General features: G+C 67.0%; 15 protein-coding genes and 1 rRNA gene. 12 read left to right on the plus strand and 4 right to left on the minus strand.

Annotation, left to right across the window (positions count from 1 at the left end; translation table 11 throughout):
• Nucleotides 1-5 precede the first annotated feature (5 nt).
• From rrf to NOV74_RS13245, 12 genes are all read left to right on the plus strand, one after another.
• Nucleotides 6-121: ribosomal RNA gene (gene rrf, locus NOV74_RS13190) — 5S ribosomal RNA — on the plus strand.
• 79 nt (nucleotides 122-200) lie between these two features.
• A complete protein-coding gene (thrS, locus tag NOV74_RS13195) occupies nucleotides 201-2,114 on the plus strand; it encodes a threonine--tRNA ligase (protein WP_257313329.1) in 1,914 nt (637 codons plus the stop codon).
• A 95-nt stretch (nucleotides 2,115-2,209) separates the two neighbouring features.
• The gene (infC, locus tag NOV74_RS13200) at nucleotides 2,210-2,773 is read left to right on the plus strand and encodes a translation initiation factor IF-3 (RefSeq protein WP_257313860.1); all 564 of its coding nucleotides are present in this window, start codon (nucleotides 2,210-2,212) and stop codon (nucleotides 2,771-2,773) included.
• 10 nt (nucleotides 2,774-2,783) lie between these two features.
• The gene (rpmI, locus tag NOV74_RS13205) at nucleotides 2,784-2,987 is read left to right on the plus strand and encodes a 50S ribosomal protein L35 (RefSeq protein ID WP_257313331.1); all 204 of its coding nucleotides are present in this window, start codon (nucleotides 2,784-2,786) and stop codon (nucleotides 2,985-2,987) included.
• A gap of 188 nt (nucleotides 2,988-3,175) precedes the next feature.
• The gene (rplT, locus tag NOV74_RS13210) at nucleotides 3,176-3,523 is read left to right on the plus strand and encodes a 50S ribosomal protein L20 (RefSeq protein ID WP_026853513.1); all 348 of its coding nucleotides are present in this window, start codon (nucleotides 3,176-3,178) and stop codon (nucleotides 3,521-3,523) included.
• 84 nt (nucleotides 3,524-3,607) lie between these two features.
• Nucleotides 3,608-4,678 carry a phenylalanine--tRNA ligase subunit alpha gene (pheS, locus tag NOV74_RS13215; protein WP_257313333.1) on the plus strand — a complete coding sequence of 357 codons (1,071 nt, stop codon included), beginning with the start codon at nucleotides 3,608-3,610 and terminating at the stop codon, nucleotides 4,676-4,678.
• Nucleotides 4,678-6,600, plus strand: a complete 1,923-nt coding sequence (locus tag NOV74_RS13220) for a phenylalanine--tRNA ligase subunit beta (protein ID WP_257313335.1) — start codon at nucleotides 4,678-4,680, stop codon at nucleotides 6,598-6,600. The genes pheS and NOV74_RS13220 overlap by 1 nt, the downstream gene beginning before the upstream one ends.
• 19 nt (nucleotides 6,601-6,619) lie before the next feature.
• On the plus strand, nucleotides 6,620-6,856 hold the full coding sequence (gene zapB / locus NOV74_RS13225) for a cell division protein ZapB (RefSeq protein WP_257313337.1): 237 nt from the start codon (nucleotides 6,620-6,622) through the stop codon (nucleotides 6,854-6,856).
• Entirely contained in the window at nucleotides 6,853-7,212 is a 360-nt protein-coding gene (locus tag NOV74_RS13230; protein ID WP_257313338.1) for a cell division protein ZapA, read from the plus strand. Before zapB ends, NOV74_RS13230 begins: the two co-directional genes overlap by 4 nt.
• 226 nt (nucleotides 7,213-7,438) lie before the next feature.
• Nucleotides 7,439-9,079, plus strand: coding sequence for a ribonuclease Y (gene rny / locus NOV74_RS13235; protein ID WP_257313340.1), 1,641 nt, complete (start codon nucleotides 7,439-7,441; stop codon nucleotides 9,077-9,079).
• 59 nt (nucleotides 9,080-9,138) lie between these two features.
• The gene (locus NOV74_RS13240) at nucleotides 9,139-11,790 is read left to right on the plus strand and encodes a response regulator (protein ID WP_257313342.1); all 2,652 of its coding nucleotides are present in this window, start codon (nucleotides 9,139-9,141) and stop codon (nucleotides 11,788-11,790) included.
• 3 nt (nucleotides 11,791-11,793) lie between these two features.
• Complete coding sequence (locus NOV74_RS13245; RefSeq protein ID WP_257313344.1) at nucleotides 11,794-12,123, plus strand: DMT family protein; 330 nt, start codon at nucleotides 11,794-11,796, stop codon at nucleotides 12,121-12,123.
• Nucleotides 12,124-12,136: 13 nt separating this feature from the next.
• On the opposite strand, the gene NOV74_RS13250 is transcribed toward NOV74_RS13245, so the two are convergent.
• The 4 genes from NOV74_RS13250 to alaS all read right to left on the minus strand — a co-directional run bounded on the left by NOV74_RS13250 (nucleotide 12,137) and on the right by alaS (nucleotide 20,912).
• Nucleotides 12,137-12,781, minus strand: a complete 645-nt coding sequence (locus NOV74_RS13250; protein WP_257313346.1) for a response regulator — start codon at nucleotides 12,779-12,781, stop codon at nucleotides 12,137-12,139.
• Complete coding sequence (locus tag NOV74_RS13255) at nucleotides 12,778-15,681, minus strand: sensor histidine kinase (RefSeq protein WP_257313348.1); 2,904 nt, start codon at nucleotides 15,679-15,681, stop codon at nucleotides 12,778-12,780. The genes NOV74_RS13250 and NOV74_RS13255 overlap by 4 nt, the downstream gene beginning before the upstream one ends.
• Nucleotides 15,682-15,894: 213 nt before the next feature.
• A complete protein-coding gene (locus NOV74_RS13260) occupies nucleotides 15,895-18,216 on the minus strand; it encodes a hybrid sensor histidine kinase/response regulator (RefSeq protein ID WP_257313350.1) in 2,322 nt (773 codons plus the stop codon).
• Between the two features lie 74 nt (nucleotides 18,217-18,290).
• On the minus strand, nucleotides 18,291-20,912 hold the full coding sequence (gene alaS / locus NOV74_RS13265; RefSeq protein WP_257313352.1) for an alanine--tRNA ligase: 2,622 nt from the start codon (nucleotides 20,910-20,912) through the stop codon (nucleotides 18,291-18,293).
• Nucleotides 20,913-20,934 lie beyond the last annotated feature (22 nt).

Consider the following 20,934-nt stretch of genomic DNA (forward strand, 5'->3'; position numbering starts at 1 on the left):
CCCTTCGTCGTGGCTTTTCCCCAAGTGTCACACCCGTTCCCATCCCGAACACGGCAGTTAAGACTTGGAGGGCCGATGATACTGCTCCTCACAGGAGTGGAAAAGTAGGTCGCTGCGACGTTATATCCCCTCCGGGCCATCACAATTGATGGCCCGGAGCTGTTTAATCGGTAAAATTCTTCTATTGTTTCGAGGAACCCATGTCCATCGAGGTCCGACTTCCCGACGACTCCCTCCGGCAGCTGGCCGAGGGTGCCACCGGGGCCGACCTGGCGGCGGGCATTGGGGCCCGACTCCTGGAGGCGGCGCTGGCTGTCAAGGTGGATGGCCACCTGGCGGACCTGAAGGCCCCCTTGGCGAATGGCGCCAAGGTCGAAATCGTCACCAGCAAGACGCCGGAAAGCCTGGAATTGATCCGCCACTCCACGGCCCACCTGCTGGCCCACGCGGTGAAGCGGCTCTATCCGAACGCCCGGGTGGGCATCGGTCCGACCATCGAGGACGGGTTCTACTACGACTTCTGGGTTGATAAACCCTTCACCCCCGAGGATCTGCCGGTCATCGAGGCCGAGATGCGGAAGATCGTGGCCGAGGGTGTCGAGGTCGAACGGGAGGACCTAACACGGGATGCCGCCGTGGCTCGGTTCCAGGCCATGGGTGAACCCCTGAAGGTCGAGGTCGTGTCGGGGATCACCGCCGGGGACATCATCAGCGGCTACAAGCAAGGGGACTTCTACGACCTCTGTCGCGGCCCCCATGTGCCCAACACTTCGAAGCTCAAGGCCTTCAAGCTGCTCAGCATTGCGGGTGCCTACTGGAAGGGTGACGAGAAGAACCAGATGCTCAGCCGCATCTACGGCACCGCCTTCCACACCCAGAAGGAGCTGGACGAGCATCTGAAGCGGCTCGAGGAAGCCAAGGCACGCGATCATCGCAAGCTGGGCAAGGAACTGGGGCTCTATTCCTTCCACCCGGAAGCGCCAGCCTCACCCTTCTTCCACCCCAAGGGCACCCAGGTCTACAACGAGCTCGTCACCTACATCCGTGAGCTGTACTTCAAGTACGGCTACGACGAGGTGATCACCCCCCAGATCCTGGACGTGGCCCTCTGGAAGACCAGTGGCCACTACGAGAATTACGCCGAGAACATGTACTTCACCACCGCCGAGGAACGCGAGTACGCGGTGAAGCCCATGAACTGCCCCGGCCACTGCCTCATGTTTGGTGCCCAGAAGCACAGCTACCGTGACCTGCCCATCCGCTACGCGGACTTCGGCCGCCTGCACCGTTACGAGCGCAGCGGCGTCACGCACGGGCTGACGCGCGTGCGCACGTTCTGCCAGGACGATGCCCACATCTATTGCGCGCCCGAGCAGATCAAGACCGAGATGGCCGCCTTCCTGGCCCTGCTGAAAGAGGTCTACGACACCTTCGGCTTCGAAGGGATGCGCGTGGCGCTCTCCACCCGGCCCGAGAAGCGGCTGGGTTCGGACGAGATCTGGGATGCGGCCGAGAAGGCCCTGGGCGAGGCGCTGGACGAGGCCGGCATGCCCTACACCTTGAATCCCGGCGAAGGCGCCTTTTATGGGCCCAAGATCGAGTTCCAGATCCTGGATGCCCTCAAGCGGCCCTGGCAGCTGGGCACCCTCCAGGTGGACTACATGCTGCCGGAGCGCTTCGACTTGACCTACACGAAGGCCGATGGCACCGAGGGCCGTCCCGTGATGCTGCACCGGGCGATCCTGGGCAGTCTGGAGCGCTTCATGGGCATCCTGGTGGAGCACACCGCCGGGGCTTTCCCGGCTTGGCTAGCGCCCACGCAGGTGGCTATTCTGCCCATCACCGATCGGGCCAATGCCTTTGCCACCGAGGTCGCCGCTCGCGCGAAGGCTCTCGGGCTACGGGCCGAGGTGGATCAACGCAACGAAAGCCTGAAGGCCAAGATCCGCGACGCCCAGCTGGCCAAGGTGCCCTACATGCTGGTGATCGGGGATCGCGAGGCCGAGGCGGGCACGGTGTCCGTCCGGCACCGCCACCGGGGTGACCTGGGCGTGCAGCCCCTGGATGGGTTCCTGGCAACCCTGGCGAGCGAAGTGCGGGGGCGGCAGCGTTGAGCTTGTTTTCCTTGCTTGGCGAGAATCCATCCAAGTGGTAAACTTTTTGTCCTTGTGCAACTAGGGGAGGAACCATTCGTCCTAATGAGACTCGCATCAACGACGGCATCCGGGCCCCCGAGGTCCGCGTCATCTCCGAAGATGGCGAACAGCTCGGCTTGATGCCCCCAAACCAGGCCATCCGGATCGCGGAAGAACGTGGTTTGGATCTGGTGGAAGTGGCCGGAAATGCCAACCCGCCCGTCTGCAGGATCATGGACTACGGCAAGTACAAGTTCATGGAAGCGAAGCGGGAACACGCCGCCCGAGCCAAGCAGAAGAACATCGTGGTCAAGGAAGTGAAGTTCCGCCCCAAGACCGATGACCACGACTTCGACTTCAAGGTGAAGCACATCCTGCGGTTCCTGGAGGAAGAAGACAAAGTCAAGGTGGTGGTCATGTTCCGCGGGCGCGAAGTCGTCCATCGCGACATCGGCTACCGGATCATTGAGGAAGTCATCCAGCGGGTCGGGGACAAGGCCATCGTCGAGAAGGGCGCTGGCATTGATGGACGCGACATGCACGCCATCCTCGCCCCCCGGATCATCGAAGTGCCCAAGGCGCCCAAGAAACCCAAGGCTGCCACACCCGAAACACCAGCTACCGAAGCTCCAATCTAGCGAGGAACCCATGAGCGGTTACAAGATCAAGACCCACAAGGGCGCCCAGAAGCGGTTCAAGAAGACCGCCGGCGGCAAGTTCAAGCGCGGCTGCTCGCACCAGCGCCACATCCTGACCAAGAAGACCGCGAAGCGGAAGCGCCAGCTGGACATGGGTCGGATGGTGGCCAAGGCGGATCAGAAGGCCGTGGCGGCCATGCTTCCGTACGCGTGATGTCGTTTGGGGGTTCCGCGCTGCGCGCACACCCCCAAGCCCCCGCGCGCCGCGCAGGCATAGCCTGCTTCGCGCTTGTTCTCCCCAGCCACCGGTCCTAGAATCAGTGGTTCAACCCGGTGGCTGAGGCCACCCCCGATGAGGCCTTCAAATGCTCGTCCTGAGCTGCCTCGAGGAAAGGAAGCAACATGACTCGCGTTAAACGTGGTTTCAAGCGCGCCCAGCGCCGCAAGCGAATGATGAAGTTCGCCAAGGGCTTCTACGGCGCCAAGTCCCGTCTGTACCGCTCCGCCAAGGAAGCCGTCGAGAAGGCCCTCGGCTACGGCTACCGCGACCGCAAGGTCAAGAAGCGCGACTTCCGCCGCCTCTGGGTGGTGCGCATCAGCGCTGCCTGCACGCAGAACGGCACCAGCTACTCCAAGTTCATGGGAGGCCTGAAGAAGGCTTCCGTGGACCTGGATCGCAAGATCCTCGCGGACCTTGCCGTGCGCAATCCCGAAGCGTTTACCAAGCTCGTGGCCGTGGCCAAGGGCTGATCGCGAACGCACCACATCGCCGATACCCGAAAGGCCGCGTGAGCGGCCTTTCTTTGTTTTGAACCCCATGCCTCGAGGCTTGTCATGGACCATCTGCTGCCGCCGGAGATCGTCGAGGCGGGCCGCGCCTTCCCGCAGGCCCTGGCGGCTTGCGCCGACCTGGATGGCCTGCTGCGCCTGAAGGGCGCTTACGTGGGCCGCGAGGGTAGCCACGCCGCGCGCCTCATGGATCTGCTGAAGGCCGCGCCCAAGGAGCAGAAGCGCGACCTGGGTGCCGCCATCAATGGCCTCAAGCAGGAGTGGGAGGAGGGCCTGAAGGCCCGCCAGACCGAACTGGAAACGGCGAAGAAGAACCTGACTGCGCTGGCCTCAAACTGGGACCCCTCGCTGCCGCCGCCCGTCCCGGCCCGCGGTGCGCTCCATCCCTTGAACCGCCTCATGGACCGCCTGGTGGAGGTCTTCCGCCCGTTGGGTTTCCATGTGGAGGAGGGCCCGGAGGTCGAGACCGAGGTCCACAACTTCGATGGCCTGAACATCCCCGAGGATCATCCGGCCAAGGCTTCCTCGGATACCTTCTACCTCGCGGCCCATCCGGAATTGCTGCTTCGCACGCACACCAGTCCCGTGCAGGTGCGCACCCTTCTGCGCGTGGCACCGGACCTCGTGAGGCTCGGCGGTACCCGCTTCCTGGCGCCGGGGCGCGTGTACCGCAAGGACGAGATCGACCCCACCCACAGCCCCATGTTCCACCAGGTCGAGGGCATGCTCGTGGGCCATGGCATCGGCATGCAGCACCTCAAAGGCACGTTGGAATACGCGCTGCGAGCGCTCTTCGGGCCCCACACCGAGATCCGCCTGCGGCCCTCGTACTTCCCCTTCGTGGAACCCGGATGTGAAGTCGACGTGAGCTGTCCCCTCTGCGGCGCGAAGGGCTGCCGCGTGTGCAAGGGCTCCGGCTGGGTCGAAATCCTGGGCGCAGGTCTCCTCCATCCGAACGTGCTGAGGCACGCGGGCATCGACCCCGAGGAATGGTCCGGCTGGGCCTTCGGCATGGGCGTGGAGCGCATGGCCATGATGCTGAGCCAGACACCCGATCTGCGGCTGTTCTTCGAAAACGATCAGCGCTTCCTCAAGGCCATGGGAGGGCTCGACTGATGTGGATTGAACGCAAGGCCCTGGCCGCTGAAATCCCGGCCGCCGCTGCCCTGGACACGCGCCAGCTCTGCGAATTGCTGGCCGCCCTCGGCTTTCCCGTGGATGGCGTCGCGTCTCGGGAAGGCACCGAGGTGCTGGACGTGGACATCACCGCCAACCGCGGCGACGCCATGTCCCACCGTGGCGTGGCCCGGGAGGTGGCGGCGAAGCTGCAGCAGCCCCTGACGCCCCTGGCTCCACCCCCTGCGGCCGAAGGCGCACCCAAGGTGACCGTGCGCCTCGAGAGCCCCGCCTGCCCCATCTACGCCACGGCCCTGCTCAGCCTCGGGGCGGGCGGAACGCCGATGGAAACCCAAGCCTTCCTGCTGGCCCTCGAGTCCTCGCCCAAGGGGTTGCCGGCCGTCGACGCCTCGAATGAATTGCTGCACCGCTACGGTCATCCCACCCACGCCTTCGATGCGGATCGCATCCAGGGCGCGGTCTCCGTGCGCTGGGCGAAGGCCGGGGAGAAGCTGGTGACGCTGGATGGCGTGATCCGTTCACTCACGGCCCAGGATCTCGTCATCGCCGATGAGGCCGGGCCCATCGCCCTGGCGGGGGTCATGGGCGGCGAGGGAACCAAGGTGACGGAAGCCACCAGGCGCGTGTTGCTGGAGAGCGCCTGGTTCGATCCGAAGACGGTGCGCGCGACGGCGCGGCGCCACAGCCTGCATACGGACGCCTCCCACCGGTTCGGCCGAGGCGCCGATGCCGCCATGGCCTCGGTGGCCCGGGACCTCCTGGTGGCTCGGCTTCAGACCTGGGCCGGCGCCACCCTGGAAGGCGCCTGGACGGTGGGTTCCCTGCCCACACCGGACGCCAAAGTTTTGCTTCCCGAGGCCATGCTCACCCGCGTGGCTGGCGAGCCGTTGACCCTGACCGAAGCATCTGAAATCCTGCACCGCCTGGGTTGCACGGTGGAACTGCATCCGGAGGCCCTGGTCGCCCAGCCCCCCACGTGGCGCCACGACCTCACCATCCCGGATGATCTGGCTGAGGAGGTCCTGCGCCTTCGTGGCTACGAGCACATCCCGTCAGTGCTGCCGGCCCTGGAAGGTCCGCCGCGGCCCCTTGCCCCGGCCTACCTCCAGCGGCAGGCCCTGGCCCGGCGCCTGGCTCACCTGGGGTACCTCCAGACCGTGACTTACGGCTTCATCAGCCCCGAGGCGGACGCCGCCTTCGCGGTGGTCGGCAACGCCCCCGAAGGGCGCACCCTGGCCAATCCCCTCGGCCAGGAATACTCGGTGCTGCGCGGGACGCTCCTGTCGAGCCTGCGGGCCACCGCCGAGCAGAACCTCCGCCAGGGCGTGCGGGAGATCCGCCTCTTCGAAGTGGCACCCACCTTCACCAGCGGTCCCCAGGGCCCCACAGAGAGCTACACCCTCGGCGTCGTCTGGGGCGGCACGTTGGGGGGCGAGGACTACCTGAGTCCCGCCCGCCCCGTGCGGGAAGCCGATCTGGTCGGCATCGCCTGGGATCTGGGGCTGGACTCGCGTCCCGAGGTGCGTTCGCTGGGTGAGGGCCTGTTCGGGTTCGAGCTTCCCGTCTCGGACCTGCCCCAGGCGGGGGCGCGGATCATCCCGGCCTTCCGGGCGTTCAGCCGCTTCCCCGCCGTGGAACGCGACCTGTCCCTCCTGGTGAACCTGGGCCAGTCCTATGAGGCCCTGGCTTCGGCCATGCGGGCGGCCCTGCCTGGAACCATGCTCCAGGATCTGCGTTGCGTGGACGTGTTCCGGCACAAGAGCCTGCCGGAGGGTCGCCAGGCCTGGTTGATGCGCCTGCGCTTCCAGGGGGACCGCACGTTGGTCGGAGGCGAGGTCGACGGCTGGGTGGCCTCGGCCTTGGCTGCGGCGGAAGCGCTCGGGGCGAAGCTCCGGGCGTAAGATGGGCACAGAGGCAGCCATGGACCTTTTGAAACAGCTCGAAACCAAGATGCAGGCCCTTGTGCAGCAGCGTAACCAGCTGAAAGAAGAGCTAGATGCGCTGAAGTCTGCCGGGGCCGCTGGAGATCAGGAACTGCAGTCCCTCCGTGCTCGGTTGGAGGAAGCCGTGGCGGAGAAGGCGGCCCTGGAGAAGGACCGCGAAGCGGTGAAGGCGCAGGTGGCCGCCATTCTGCAGGCACTGGAGGCGTTGGGATGAAGCCCCAGCCGCCCCTGCCGGGGGTCCGGGCCGCCACGGTTTCAGTCCTGGGGCGGGAGCTCCAGGTCCAGACGGACCGGCCCGAAACCCTGGCGGGGGCCGTCCGGATCCTGGAAGACACCTTCCGCGACATGGACTCGCAATGCCAGCTAAGATGGGGGAGCGTCCCGAAGGGCCTCGACACCCCGTCTTGGTACCTCCTGGGCGCCCTGAACCTGGCGCACCGTGTGGCGCGCCTGGAGCAGGAAGCCAACCAGCACAACCAGAACCTGGAACAGACTCTTTCAAAGTTGCTGAACGATGTTCCGGACGAACCTTCCGCCCCCGTGCCCTTCCTCGACGAGGACGGAGACTGATTTTCCCTGCGAGGCCCGTGATCATGGCCAAGCGCTTGTTCCGTAAGTCGACCTGGGAGACCTTCCCCCTGTCCTGTGCGTTCCGCGCGTCGGCGCGCCTTAGCCAGGGATTCTGGTTTCCCCCCTACAAGTTAGGGAACTCGGCAAGCCTCCACGACTGAGCGGGGATTTTCTTTCACATTCTGATGCTGGTGGCTCTTCGGATCCCAATTCCCTGGAGTCGCCCATGAACCTGATCAGCTGGATTTTTCTCCTCCTCTTCTTCGCCGCGGCCGGGGTGGGACTCCTCATGGCCCTGCGGGCCCAGAAGGCCACGGTGGAGGCCTCCCAGGCTCAGGCCCGTGCTGAAGCCGATGTCAAGGTCCAGCGCGAGCAGCTGCTGGAAGAAGCCAAGCGTGAAGCCCAGCGCCTTCGGGAGCGGGGCGAGCAGGAGGTGGAGGCCCTGCGGAAGGAATCCGATCTGAGGGCCAAGGAGCAGGCCCTTCAGGCGCGGCAGGAGGCGGAAAAGCTCCTGGCTGAGCGCCAGGCCAACCTGGAAAAGCAGGAACAGCGGCTCCAGTCGAAGGAAACCGGCCTCCAGTCCAAAGAGGAGGGTCTCGACAAGAAGCTCCAGCAGGTGGAATTGAAGGCCAAGGATCTTGAGACCCTGGCCGAGAAGCGCAAAGCCGAGCTCGAAAAGCTGGAAGCCCAGCAGGCCGAGGCGAAGCAGCTGGTGGAGGCCCAGGCCAAGCGGTTGGAGGAGGTCGCCGGGCTCACCCGCGAGGATGCCAAGAAAGAGCTGATCAGCCAGCTGGAATACGCCGCCAAGATGGACGCCGCCAAGCTGGTGCGGCGCATCGACGAAGAGGCCCAGGAGGAGGCGGCCAAAAAGGCCCGCTGGACCATCGGCGCTGCCATCCAGCGCGTGGCCTCGGACGTGGTGGCCGAACAATCGGTCAGTTCCGTGCAGCTGCCCAGCGACGATCTCAAGGGCCGCATCATCGGCCGTGAGGGCCGCAACATCCGGGCCCTGGAAAAGGCCACGGGCTGCGATCTCATCGTGGACGACACACCCGAGAGCATCGTCGTGTCCAGCTTCGACCCCATCCGCCGCGAGGTGGCGCGCCAGGCCATCCTCAAGCTCCTGGCCGACGGCCGCATCCACCCCGCCCGCATCGAGGAGGTGGTGGAGAAGGTGAAGGTGGACATGGACCAGCACCTCAAGGAGATCGGCGAGGCCGCCTGCATCGAGCTGGGCTTTCCCGACGTGCACCCTAAGCTGCACAAGCTGGTGGGCCGCCTGAACTACCGCACCTCCTACGGCCAGAACGTGCTGGAGCACACCAAGGAAGTCGCCCGCATCGCCGAGTACATGGCCGGCGAGATGGGCTCGGATGCACGGCTGGCGCGGCGGGCGGGACTCTTTCACGACATCGGCAAGGCCATCGACCGCGAGGTGGAAGGCACGCACATCGAGATCGGCATGCAGCTGATGCAGCGCTATGGCGAGAAGGAAGAGGTCATCCACGCCATGAGCTGCCACCACGGGGACTTCGAACCCCGCACGGTGGAGGCCATGCTCATCACCGCCGCGGACGCCCTTAGTGCCGCGCGCCCCGGCGCCCGCCGCGAGATGCTGGAGACCTACGTCAAGCGCCTGGAGAAGCTCGAGGAGATCGCCAGCAGCTACAAGGGCGTGCAGAAGAGCTACGCCATGCAGGCCGGCCGTGAGATCCGCATCCTGGTGGATGCGGGTTCCGTGAACGACGACCAGGCCTACTGGATCGCCAAGGACGTCTCGCGCCGCATCGAATCGGAAATGCAGTACCCCGGCCAGATCAAGGTCACGGTCATGCGGGAGTTGCGTGCGGTGGAAATCGCACGGTAGGGACGGGCACCCTCTGATACAGTCCAGGCATCTTCCTACCCACTTGGCCTGGAATCACCTTGGACGTCCCTCCGCGCCAGCCCTCCGATTCCGCCCGCTCCGATGAAGCTGCGGGCTCTGAGTCGTTGCAGCGCCATCTGGCGGAGGGTATCTACGCCCTGAGCCTGGCCCGCAGCCGGGAGGAGGTCTACCGGGTGTTGCTGGACCGCGCGTCGGAGGCCCTGCCAAGCGGCCACTGGTTCCTGGGTCAGATCGAGGAGCGGGAAGGCCCTCGGTCGGTGGATCTGGTGGCCGCGACCCCCTTGGCGAAGGTGCGCCTCGGCACCGCGATCCAGGGCCCCGGCTTGTCGCTCTTCGACTCGGGGCTGGTACAAGAGATCTGCACACACCTGCGGTCGGGCTGGATCGCCGATGCCCGGACCTCGCCCGATATGGTGCCGCCGGTGCTGGTGGAAACGACCGGCCTACGGAGCCTGCTGGGCCTCCCCCTGGCGTTCGAGGGGCGCCTGTCCGGGCTGCTCTTCGCTGCGGCCTTCCAGGATGAAGCGGCCTTCCTGCCCGGTGAAGAAGGATTGGCGGTACTCCAGAGTCTGGCCCGGATCGGCGCCCTGGCCCTCGAGCGCCTCCAGGCGGAGGCGCGCCTCGCGGAAACGGCTTTGTTGTTCCGGGACTTGGCCAAGGCGGTGCGCGACCTGGCGGAGGCGACGGATGAGGATGCCCTGGTGGCCCGGCTGTTCCAGTGGGCTGTGCGACTCGGCCCCCTCACGGAGTGGTGGTTCAACCGGTACGACCCCTCGACCCGCACCTGCCGGACGACCCATTGGACCCCAGGCCTGGAGGCCTACGGCTCGGTCGAAGGCATCCGTCGGCCCGATCCCGTGGATGGGGATCCCATCCTCGAGCGAGTCCACTTGCAGCAGAAGGCTGTCCTCATCCCCCGTTGGGAGGACCTTCCGACCAGCCCCGGCCGGTTCGGCTGGCCGGGGCCCCTTCACACCTGGGTGGGTCTGCCCCTGGCCCACGAGGGCAGCGTGGCCGGGTCGCTCAGTGGCGGATCCTATGGGGATCAGGGCCACGTGGTGATCTCCGAGGAACAGTTCGAAGCACTCCAAAGCCTGGCGGAAACGGCCGGTCTGGTGCTGAACCGTCTGTATGCTCGCAAGGCTCTGGAAGCCCAGGAGACCCGCTTCCGTCTGCTGTTTGAGCAATCGCCGGATGCCACGGCGCTCCTGGCCCAGGGCCTGATCATGGACGTAAACAAGGCCACGGTGGCGTTGCTCGGATACCCGAGGCAGGCCCTGTTGGGGGTCGATCCGACCCGGCTGAGCCCGGCCCGGCAGCCCACAGGAGCCTCCAGCCGGGAGGCCGCCTTGGCGCTCCTGGCGGAGGTGAAGTCAGGGCTGCGCAATCGGTTCGAGTGGACCTTTCTCCACGCCAGTGGTCACGAAATTCCCTGCGACGTGGCCATCACCCAGTACCTCCTGGGTTCCCAGCACATCTACCACGCCGTCTTCCGCGATCTCACGGACCAGAAGCGCGTCGGGGCGGAGCACGCGGCCCTGGAGCGGCAGCTTTTCCAGGCCCAGAAGATGGAGAGCCTGGGGGTCCTGGCCGGCGGCATCGCTCACGACTTCAACAACCTGCTCATGGGTGTCCTTGGGCACGCGGGGTTGGCGCTGGAGCAACTGAATCCGCTGCACCCGGCCAGGCGCAACCTGGAATCCATCCAGAAGGCGGGCCAGCGGGCCGCGGACCTGACCCGCCAGATGCTGGCCTATTCGGGGCGCGGGCGGTTCGAGGTGCGGAACCTCGACCTCAGCGCCCAGGTGGAGGAGATGCTCCACCTGTTGGAGGTGAGCCTGCCGAAGACCGTGGTGCTCAACCTGGGGCTGAAGAAGGGCCTGCCGGCGGTGTCGGCGGACGCCTCTCAGATCCAGCAGGTGATCATGAACCTGGTGATCAACGCGGCCGAGGCCATTGGCGAGGCGTCTGGCTCGATCACCATTGCCACTGGGGCCCAGAACGTGACCGAGGCCGCCGCTCAGACCATGCTAGTGGGCCAGGACGTGGCGCCTGGAATCTATGTGTATCTTGAGGTCGCCGACACCGGGTGCGGCATGGATTCCGACACCCTGAACCGCATCTTCGAACCCTTTTTCACCACGAAGTTCACGGGCCGTGGCCTGGGGCTTTCCGCGATCATGGGCATCGTCCGCGGCCACAAGGGGGCCCTGCGCGTCTACTCGGAGATGGGCCACGGAACCACCTTCAAGGTGCTCTTACCGGCCCTGAGTGCCGGCGCTGAGGCCGCGGCCGTGCCGATGGAGGAGCCATCCTGGGCTGGTACCGGGATCGTCCTGGTGGTGGATGACGACGAGACCGTGCGGGCCGTGGCCCGGCAGACGTTGGAGATGAAGGGATTCCAGGTGCTGGAAGCCCAGGATGGGATAGAGGCCGTGGATCTGGTGCGCACCCAGGGGGCGGCCATCGGGGTCGTCATCCTGGACATGACCATGCCGCGCATGGGGGGCGAAGAAGCCTTCCGGGAGATGCGCCTGCTCCACCCAGAGATCCGCGTGATCCTGAGCTCGGGCTACAACGAGGTCGAGGCCATGAGCCGCTTCATGGGCAAGGGGCTGAAGGGCTTCATCCAGAAGCCGTATGGCCCCAGGGAACTGCTGGCCAAGATTCAGGACAGCCTGCAAAGTTGATCCATGCGCACGGTCCTGCTGCTCGTCCTCAGCAACATTTTTATGACCTTCGCCTGGTACGGGCACCTGAAGCACCACCGGGACAGCCCGCTATGGATCGCGATCCTGGCCAGCTGGGGCATCGCCTTCTTCGAATACTGCCTGATGGTCCCCGCGAACCGCTTCGGCTACGGGCGCTTCAGCCTGCCGCAGCTGAAGGTGATCCAGGAGGTGGTGACGCTCCTGGTGTTCGCGGTGTTCACGGTGGCCTGGATGCGGGAGCGGCTGCACCTCAACCACCTGTGGGCCGGGCTCTGCCTGGTGGGGGCGGTGTTCTTCACCTTCCGGAGATAGGTCGGAGGGCCGCTCAAGGCTCCATGTGGATGATGCCCCGGCGCAACGCGACCATGGTGGCTTCGGTACGGTCCTTCACCTGGAGCTTCCGCAGCAGGTTGTTCACGTGGATCTTCACCGTGGGTTCGGCCAGTCCCAGGGAGTCCGCGATCTCGCGGTTCCGGTGGCCCTGGGCCAGCAGCTTCAGCACATCCAGTTCACGGGCCGTGAGGCGCTCGGACTCCATGCCCTCCACCAGCCGGGCGGCGGTGGCGGGCGGCAGGTACCGCTGCCCGGCGGCCACGGCGCGGACCGCCTCGATGAGGGTGCCCCGCCGCATGTTCTTCAGCAGGTAACCTCGGGCTCCGGCCTCCAGGGCCCGCTGGATGTCGGCGTCGCCATCGAAGGTGGTCAGCACCAGCACGCGAGCATCCGGATCCTCCCGCCGGATGGCGGCGATGGCCTCCACACCCGACTGCCCGGGCAGCTGAAGGTCCATGATGGTGACCGTGGGACGCAGGGTGCGCCAGGCCGTCACGGCCTCCTTGCCGTTGCCCACCTCGCCGACCACCTCGAGATCAGGTTCACCCTGGTGCAGGATGGCCACGAGACCATCGCGCACCACCGGGTGGTCGTCCACGATGAGCAGGCGGATTGGGGTGGAGGGGGTCATGGTCATGGGCGCCACCTTCGAAGGGGTAGGATGATGGTGATGCGGGTTCCCTGGCCCAGTCCACTGTCGATGTCGATGTGGCCCCGGAGCTTCCTCAGGGTTTCACGGATGCTGCGAAGACCATAGCCCGCGGCTCCGGCGGCGGGATCGAAGCCCTGGCCATCATCCTCGATGCGCAGGCCCACCTGGCGCGCGCCGTGCTGGACGGTCACGCGCACCCATTTTGCCTTCCCATGGCGGAGGGCGTTGGTGAGGGCCTCCTGAGCCATGCGCAGCAGCTCTGCTTCCAATTGGGGATCCAGGCGCTTTGGCTCGCCCGTCTGGGCCAGCTCCACCTGGATGCCCGTGCCCGCAAGGAGGCGATCCGAGAGGAAGCGAAGGGCCCCCAGCAGATCGGTCCCCTCGGGCCGGCGGGGGCTCAGGGCCATCACGGACCGGCGGGCCTCCTGGAGGCTGGCGGCGGCCAGTTCGCGGGCGTGGCCCAGGCGCGTGAGCACCGGCTCGGGGTCACCCTGCATCCGGGCCAGCCTGGCCTCGGCGGCTTCGAGTTGGAGCAGGACACCGGTGAAACCCTGGGCCAGGTGGTCATGGATCTCCCGGGCCATGCGATTGCGCTCGTCGAGCACGGCCGAGCGAGCCTCCACCTGCTGGAGGCGAAGGTGAACCAGCCACCATCCGAAGAGTCCGGCTCCCACGGTACACAGGAGCCAGAACACCGGCCGCTGGTGGAAAAAGGGCTGGACCGCGATGTCCAGGGACACTTCCTCGGGAGGCCTATCTTCCCCGGGCCGCCAGGCCTGGAGGAGGAAACGGCGCTGGCCGGGGGGCAAGTTCGAGTACACCGCGAACCGCCGATCGCCTACTTCGTTCCAGCCCGGATCGATCCCCTCCATGCGATACCGGAACCGCACCTTCTCGGCCCCCCTGAGGCTGATGCCCGTGTAGTGGATCTCCAGCCGGTGGCTGCCGGGCGCCAGGTTCAGGGGGCCTTTGAGGGGAAGCATTGATTCGTCGCTCAGAACTTTCACCAGGCTCAAGCGGAGGGGCGCCGGGGCGGGTGGCAGGTCGCGGGTGTTCGCGCGGGCCATGCCCCGGCTGGTGGGAACCCAGATCTCTCCGTCGCGGGTGAGCCAGGCGACGGGTTGGGGGCCCCCGTGGGTTTCCCGGGCCGGCAGGCCGTCCGTGTGGTCGAAGACGGTGAGAGAAGAGGGGCCGGAGGTCGGGAGGCCCTGGAACAAGGCCGACCGGGGTACCCGGAGCATGCCCTGGCTGGTGCTGAGCCAGAGGTTCTGGTTCGCGTCCTCCAGGACGGCGTGGATGCCGATCTTCAGAAGGCCTTCGGGGCCGGTGAACCCGCGGAACGAATCATTCTGGAAGAGGCGCAGGCCATCCGGCGTGCCGACCCAGAGCCCACCCGAGGCATCGAGATGCAGGGCCTGAGCGCCAGCGGATCCCAGCCCCTGGGCCGGCCCGAACCAGTGCAGGCCTTTGGCATCCAGGATGCCAAGGCCTTGGGAGGGGCTGGCCAGGTAGAGCGGCTCGGGGCCACCGCCCGTCATGGCGATCACGCCCCGGGCCACGGGGAAGACCTGGGGGGCCCCGTCAGCGGGAAGCTTCAGCAGGCCCTGGCGGGGGGTGGCGATCCACAGGTCGCCAGAAGGATCTTCGTAGAGGGAGAGGATGCCGTCGGGCTGCGACGTGCCGTGGAAGGCCACACCTCGAGCTTTTTCCTGCTCCAGGAGGAACAGGCCACCGCCGCGGGTGCCCAGCCAAAGGCCACCACCGCGATGGGGCCACAAGGCGGAGATGGGCCCCGGGCCCACGGGCCCGCGGAGGGTCACGGGATCAACGCGGCCCTCCCGGATCTGGCCGAGGGTCTGATCGCCCGTCAGGCACCACACGGTGCCGGCGGCATCCTGGCAGACCATCCGGCCCGCCTCTTCGGGTTCCGGGCCCTTCACGGGCACGGCCCGGAACGGAACCGTGAAGGTGGCGCGAAGGCCCCGGTCCTCGCTCCCCACCCACAGGGTGCCCGCGTGATCCTCCAGCAGGCAGAGCACGGTCCACCGGGAAGGCGGCCCGTCGGGCATCGCTTCCATCTGGCTGTCGCGAGTCCGATGGAAAAGGCCCCCCCGTTCGGTCCCGATCCAGAGGCCGCCATCCCGATCGGCTCGCAGGGTGGTGATGGGTCGCGCCGGAAGAGCCTTGGTGCCGGTCGAGGGTTCCAGGCGGCCCTCCACGAGGGTGAGCAGTCCCTGGGTGCGGGTTCCCACCCATACCGTCCCATTGGCATCGACGTCGAGGGCCGTGATGTCTCCCACCACCAGGGAGACCAGCTCCAGCCGCCGATCCCTGAGGCGCCACAGTCCGGATCCGCCCGTGCCGATCCAGAGGGTGCCCTCGCGGTCCGCGGCCATGGCCTGGATCCGGAGCTGGGCGGCATCACACGGGACCGGCTGGAATCGTTCCCCCACCAGCCGGAGCAGGGGCCCGTCGGCCGGGGCGGCCCAGAGGGTTCCCTGGGTGTCAGCCAGGAGGCGGAGGATGGGCTTGTCGGGCAGCCCCTCCGTGGGGCCGAGGGAGCTGAAGGTGCCATCCTTCAGACGAAAGAGGCCCGACTGCGAGGTGCCGATCCAAAGGCTGCCATCCGGGGTCTCGGCCAGGCATCGCACATCGTCGTGAGAGAAGGCGGGTGCCTCAGTCCGGGAGAAGCGTTCGAACCGGGCCCCATCGAAGCGGACCAGACCATCCTCGGTGCCGACCCACAGGAAGCCATCCCGGCCCTCCAGGAGGGCCGTGGCCGTGTCCTGGGAGAGGCCTGCCTCGGTGCGCCAGATCCGATGGGTGGCGGCCTGCGGGCGGGCGCGGGGGGAAGCCGAGGCCACGAACGGGCTGGAAAGAATCACCCAAAGCCACAGGGCGACGGCAGAACGCCATCCAACGCAGCCCCAGCCTCGGCGGCGGAATCCTGTCCATCCCGTGATCATGGAAGCAGCAGATTAGGCCATCGGTGCCCGCGCAGCAATGAAGAACCCGGGGCGAAGGATCGGTGGGTCGGCGCGGCGCGGAGGAAGGGTCCTGGCAGAAGCCGCTGGGAATCGGTGGAGAGGCTGGAGTCTCTAGTTTTTCCGAAGGGCCAGCATCTCGGTCATGAGGGCGAGGAGCCGGGACAACTCGAAGGGTTTAGGCAGCAGTCGAACCCGAGGCACCAAGGCCAGAGCCGCTTCCATGCCCTCCAGGCCCTGGCCACTTACCAGGATGAAGGGGACCTCCGAGCCCGTGGCGCGGATGCGTTCCAGCAGCTCGAGGCCCGTGCAGTCCGGCATGCGGTGATCGCTCAACACCAGGTCGAAGCTGCCCGTCTGCCACGCCCGCCAGGCCACCTCGCCATCCGGGGCCACGGTGACCTGAGCCCGGGCCCGGGTGAGGGCGTCGGCCAGCATGTCGCGGAGCAGGGCCTCGTCTTCGGCCACCAGGATCCGCTGCCCGGCGAGGGCTGTTTCCTTGCCTGCGGGATCCACCTGGAGCCGGGCATCGGGCGCCGCCTCCCGGTGGGCCGGAGGGAGGCTCACGACGAAGCGGGCCCCGCCGCCCGGGACGTTCTCGGCGCTGACCCGCCCTTGATGGGCCTTCACGATGCCGAAGACCATGGCCAGCCCGAGCCCCGTTCCCTTGGTGGAGTCCTTGGTGGTGACAAAGGGTTCGAAGATGTGCGGCAACAGGTCCCCGGCGATCCCTGTGCCCGTATCCTGGACCTCCACGCAGATCCAGCCGGCCTCATCCTGGAAGGTTCGAAGGCTGAGGTTGCCCCCGCCCGGCATGGCATCCCGGGCATTCACCGCCAGGTTCATGAGGATCTGTTCCAGCTGCACCGAATCTCCGGAAACCTGCGGAAGGTTCGGCTGGAGGGTCAGCTGGAGGCGGATGAGCCCGCCCAGCAGACGGTCCAGGATGTCCGCCGTGTCCTGGACGAGCCCATTCAGGTCGAGGGACTTGAGCTCGGGGCGCGACTGGTGGCTGAAGGAGAGCAGCGCCTTGGTGGTCTGGGCGCAGCGTCGGGTGGCCTCCTCGGCCCGCTGGATCCGGGTCAGAACGGGATGCCCTTCCGGCAACTGCTCGCGGCTCAGGTGGAGCTGACCCAGAATGGTGGCCAACTGGTTGTTGACGTCATGGGCGATGCCCCCGGCCAGGGTTCCCACGGTTTCCATGCGCTGGCTGTGCTCCAGCTGGCTCTGCAGGCGGGCCTGGTCCGCGAGGCTTTCCTCGGCCTGGAGCAGGGCCCGCTCCAGACTGCGGATCTCCTGGATATCCGAGTGGATCCTTGGGGCCCGCCCGCCCTGACCCAGGGTCTCGGCGAAGGCCCCGAGGGCCGCGATGGGTTCCGTCACCCGCCGGGCGATGTACCGGATGCGCCAGGCTGCCAGCCCGAGCCCGAGGATGGCCAGGCCCAGCATGCTCGCCACCCGGAAGCCTGCAGGTCCGAGCAGATCATCTTCGGGGATGGTCAGGATCAACCGCCAGCGGAGGCCGGGAAGCCCCTCAAAGGTCCGGGACAGCCCCATGACCGCCTGGCCCTGGGAGGTGACCCGGTGGGGTTGGCCGCCCTTGGCGTCGTCCTGGAGACGGTCCACCTCGAGATGCGGGAACTGGTTTCCAAGGGGTTGGAGGAAGGCGGTCCGGCGGCTTTCGGTGGATTCGAAAGCCGGATCCCGCGGGAGGATCAGGGCGCGTTTCTCGGCGTCCACCACGAGAGACCGGCTCCCAGGTGTAGGCTGGGCGGCCCAGACCCGATGGGTGAGGTCATCGAGCATGAAGTCCAGGGCCGCCACGCCCCGGAGGCCGGAGCCATCGCGGACAGGCAGCGTGAAGGTGATGCCCGGATCGTGGGTGGTGTAGAAGGCATAGGGGGCCGTCCAGGTGGGGGTGGCCGCCGCCGCCCCTGCCAGATACCAGGGCCGGGTGCGGGGATCATAGGCCATGGGCTCCCAGGCTTCGCCGGTCGATATCTGCCCGTTCGGATCCGGGTGCCACCAACGGATGCGCGCCACGGGGCCGGCCTTCTCCAGTTCCCGCATGGACCAGGTCCCCTCGGACTGCAGGAAAAGGAGAGAGCGGCCATCGGCTTGGGCCAGGTTGAGGCTGGTGATGCTGTGCTGGGTGGTCAGCAGGGGCAGGATCAGCTGGGCCGCCCGCTGGGGCTGCGTGGGGTCAAGCATTCCTGCCAGCCACCAGTCGTGAATCACCTGGCCCAGGGACTGGGAGGCCTCAAGATCGATCCGCAGCGCTTCATCCAGATGGCGCAGCGCAGCCTGGGCGCGGGCGCCGGCTTGGCGTTCCAGGGCCTGTTGCTGGCCCCACCAGGACAGACCCAGGAGGAGCGCGGACAGCCCGGCCATGAGGATCAGGAGGTCGCGCGACAGCAGCCGGCGGATGGGAAGCATGGGGCAGGCGTCTCCGAGGAGGTGCACCTACATCTTGTCGGAAGCAAGCGGCGAGAGATGATCTCTGGGGTGGATTACAACACTGAACGCAGGGCCGCGAAGGCTTCGGGCAGGCCGGCGGGGTTGGTGCCGCCCCCCTGGGCCAGGTCCTTCTTGCCACCGCCCCGGCCATTCAAGGCCGGCAGCATGGTCTTGAAGAGCGCGCCGGCGTCGTAGGGCAGATCCGGCGACACGGACACCAGGGCGGCCACTTTGTCGTCGGCGGCTTTGGAGGCCAGGACGATGACGGCACTGTGGTGGCGGGTGCGGACCTGGTCCATGAATTCGCGCAGGGCATTGCCTTCCAGCCCTTCCACGGCGGCCGTGACCAGCGTGATGCCCTTCACCTGTTCCACCTGCTCGGCGCTGCCCCCGCCGCTGGCGGCCTTGAGCTTGGCCTCCTTCAGATCGCGCTCCAGCTGGGTGATGCGCTGGTCCTTGGCCGAGAGCAGGTCGGGCAGGGCTTCCCGCCCGGAGTTGGCCTGCCGAGAGAGACCGTGGATCATGGCCTCGTCGGCCTGGAGCAGTTCCAGGGCCATCTCGCCAGCCACGGCCTCGATGCGGCGCACCCCGGCGGCGACCGCGCCCTCGGAAAGGATCTTCACCACGCCGATCTCCCCGGTGTTGGCCACGTGGGTGCCGCCGCACAGTTCGGTGGAGAAGCCCGGCACCTGCACCACGCGCACCACATCGCCATATTTCTCGCCGAAGAGGGCCATGGCCCCGAAGGATAGGGCCTCCTCGATGTCCATCTCGTCTACCTGGGTGGGGATCGATTTCAGAGCCTGACGGGTGGTCAGGCGCTCGATCTCCGCGATCTGTTCGGGCTCCAGGGGCGCGAAGTGGGTGAAGTCGAAGCGCAGCCGGTTCTCGTCCACCACGCTCCCTGCCTGCTTCACGTGGGTGCCCAGCACCTCGCGCAGAGCCGCATGCAGCAGGTGGGTGGCCGTGTGGTGAGCCCGCACCCGCCGGCGGCGGATGGGATGGACCAGGGCGTTGACCGGCGTGTTTTCCAGGAGGATGCCCGTCACAGCAACTTTGTGCAGGTGCCGCCTCTGGGCCGGGGCCGTGCAATCCAGCACCTCCGCGTGCCCGCCCTCGAAGCGGAGCTGGCCCGTGTCACCCACCTGGCCGCCAGATTGGGCGTAGAAGGGGGTGCGATCCAGCAGGACATAGCCCTCGCCGGTGAGGTGCGGGACGCGATGGAAGGCCGCATCGAAGAGGGCGACCACATGGGCCTGACCGTCCAAATGTTCGTAGCCCGTGAAGGCGGTGGGGGGCAGTTCCGCCAGCACGGCCAGGTCGCCCGCCAGACGCAGATCGTGGGACTTCATGGCGGCCCGGGCCCGGGTGCGCTGGGCGTTCAGCTCCTGCTGGAAGCCACCCAGGTCCGGCGTGATGCTCCGCTCCCGGCACCAGTCCTCCACGAGATCCACCGGGAAACCGTAGGTGTCGTAGAGGCGGAAGATGTCGGATCCGGCCAGCTTTCCGCCCGTGATGTCGCTGGCCTCGAGGATCTTGAGGCCCGTGGACAGCGTCTGGCTGAACTGCTGCTCCTCCCGGTGGAGGGACTTCTGGATGCGGCCCAGCTCGCCCAGCAGCTCAGGGTACTGATCGCCCATGGCCTGGGCCACCGCCGGCGCCAGGTCCGCGAAGAAGAGCCCCTCGATGCCGAGCTTGCGGCCGAAGCGCAGGGCGCGGCGCACGATCTTGCGCAGCACATAGCCGCGTCCTTCGTTGCTGGGCACCACGCCGTCGTAGCACATGAAGGTGGCCGCGCGGATGTGGTCCGCGATGACCTGGGAAGCCGTGCGGTTCGTGTGTTCGCGGCGCTCCTCCGGCCTGACCTTGGCGGCTTTCCAGATGGCTTCGAAGATGGGCTCGAACAGGTCGATCTCGTAGTTGGTGTCGACGTTCTGGAGGATGCTCGCCGTGCGTTCCAGGCCCATGCCCGTGTCGATGCTGGGGCGGGGCAGCGGCGTGAGGACGCCCTTGGCGTCGCGCTCGTACTGCATGAAGACGAGGTTCCAGATCTCCATGACCCGGTCGCCTTCGCCATTGGGCGTGGCATCGCCGAGGAGGTGGGCGCCGCGGTCGTAGTGCATCTCCGAGCAGGGGCCGCAGGGGCCGGTGTCGCCCATCTGCCAGAAGTTGTCCTTCTTGCCGAAGCGCATGATGCGGTCGGGTCGCACGCCGGCGGCCTTCCACAGTTCCTCGGCCTCGGTGTCGGCGGGCACGCCGTCGGCGCCCTCGAAGACGGTGATCCAGAGATGGGCCGGATCCAGGCCCAGGTTGCCCTGGTCCACGGGGCCCGTGACGAACTCCCAGGCGAAGCGGATGGCGTCGGCCTTGAAGTAGTCCCCGAAGCTGAAGTTGCCGAGCATCTCGAAGAACGTGTGGTGGCGGGCCGTGAAGCCCACCTGATCCAGGTCGTTGTGCTTGCCGCCAGCGCGCAGGCACTTCTGGCTGGTGGTGGCGCGGCTGTAGTCCCGCTTCTCCTTGCCCAGGAAGACATCCTTGAACTGGATCATCCCCGAGTTCGTCCACATCACCGTGGGGTCGTCCGCCGGCCCGATGACCGCGCTGGAGGCCACCCGCCGGTGCCCCTGGCGCTCGAAGTACTGCAGGAATCGCTGGCGGAGTTCAGAGGTTTTCATGGGATACCCGAAAAGATAAAGC

This window comes from Geothrix fuzhouensis (assembly GCF_024609325.1).
GTDB lineage: Bacteria > Acidobacteriota > Holophagae > Holophagales > Holophagaceae > Geothrix > Geothrix fuzhouensis.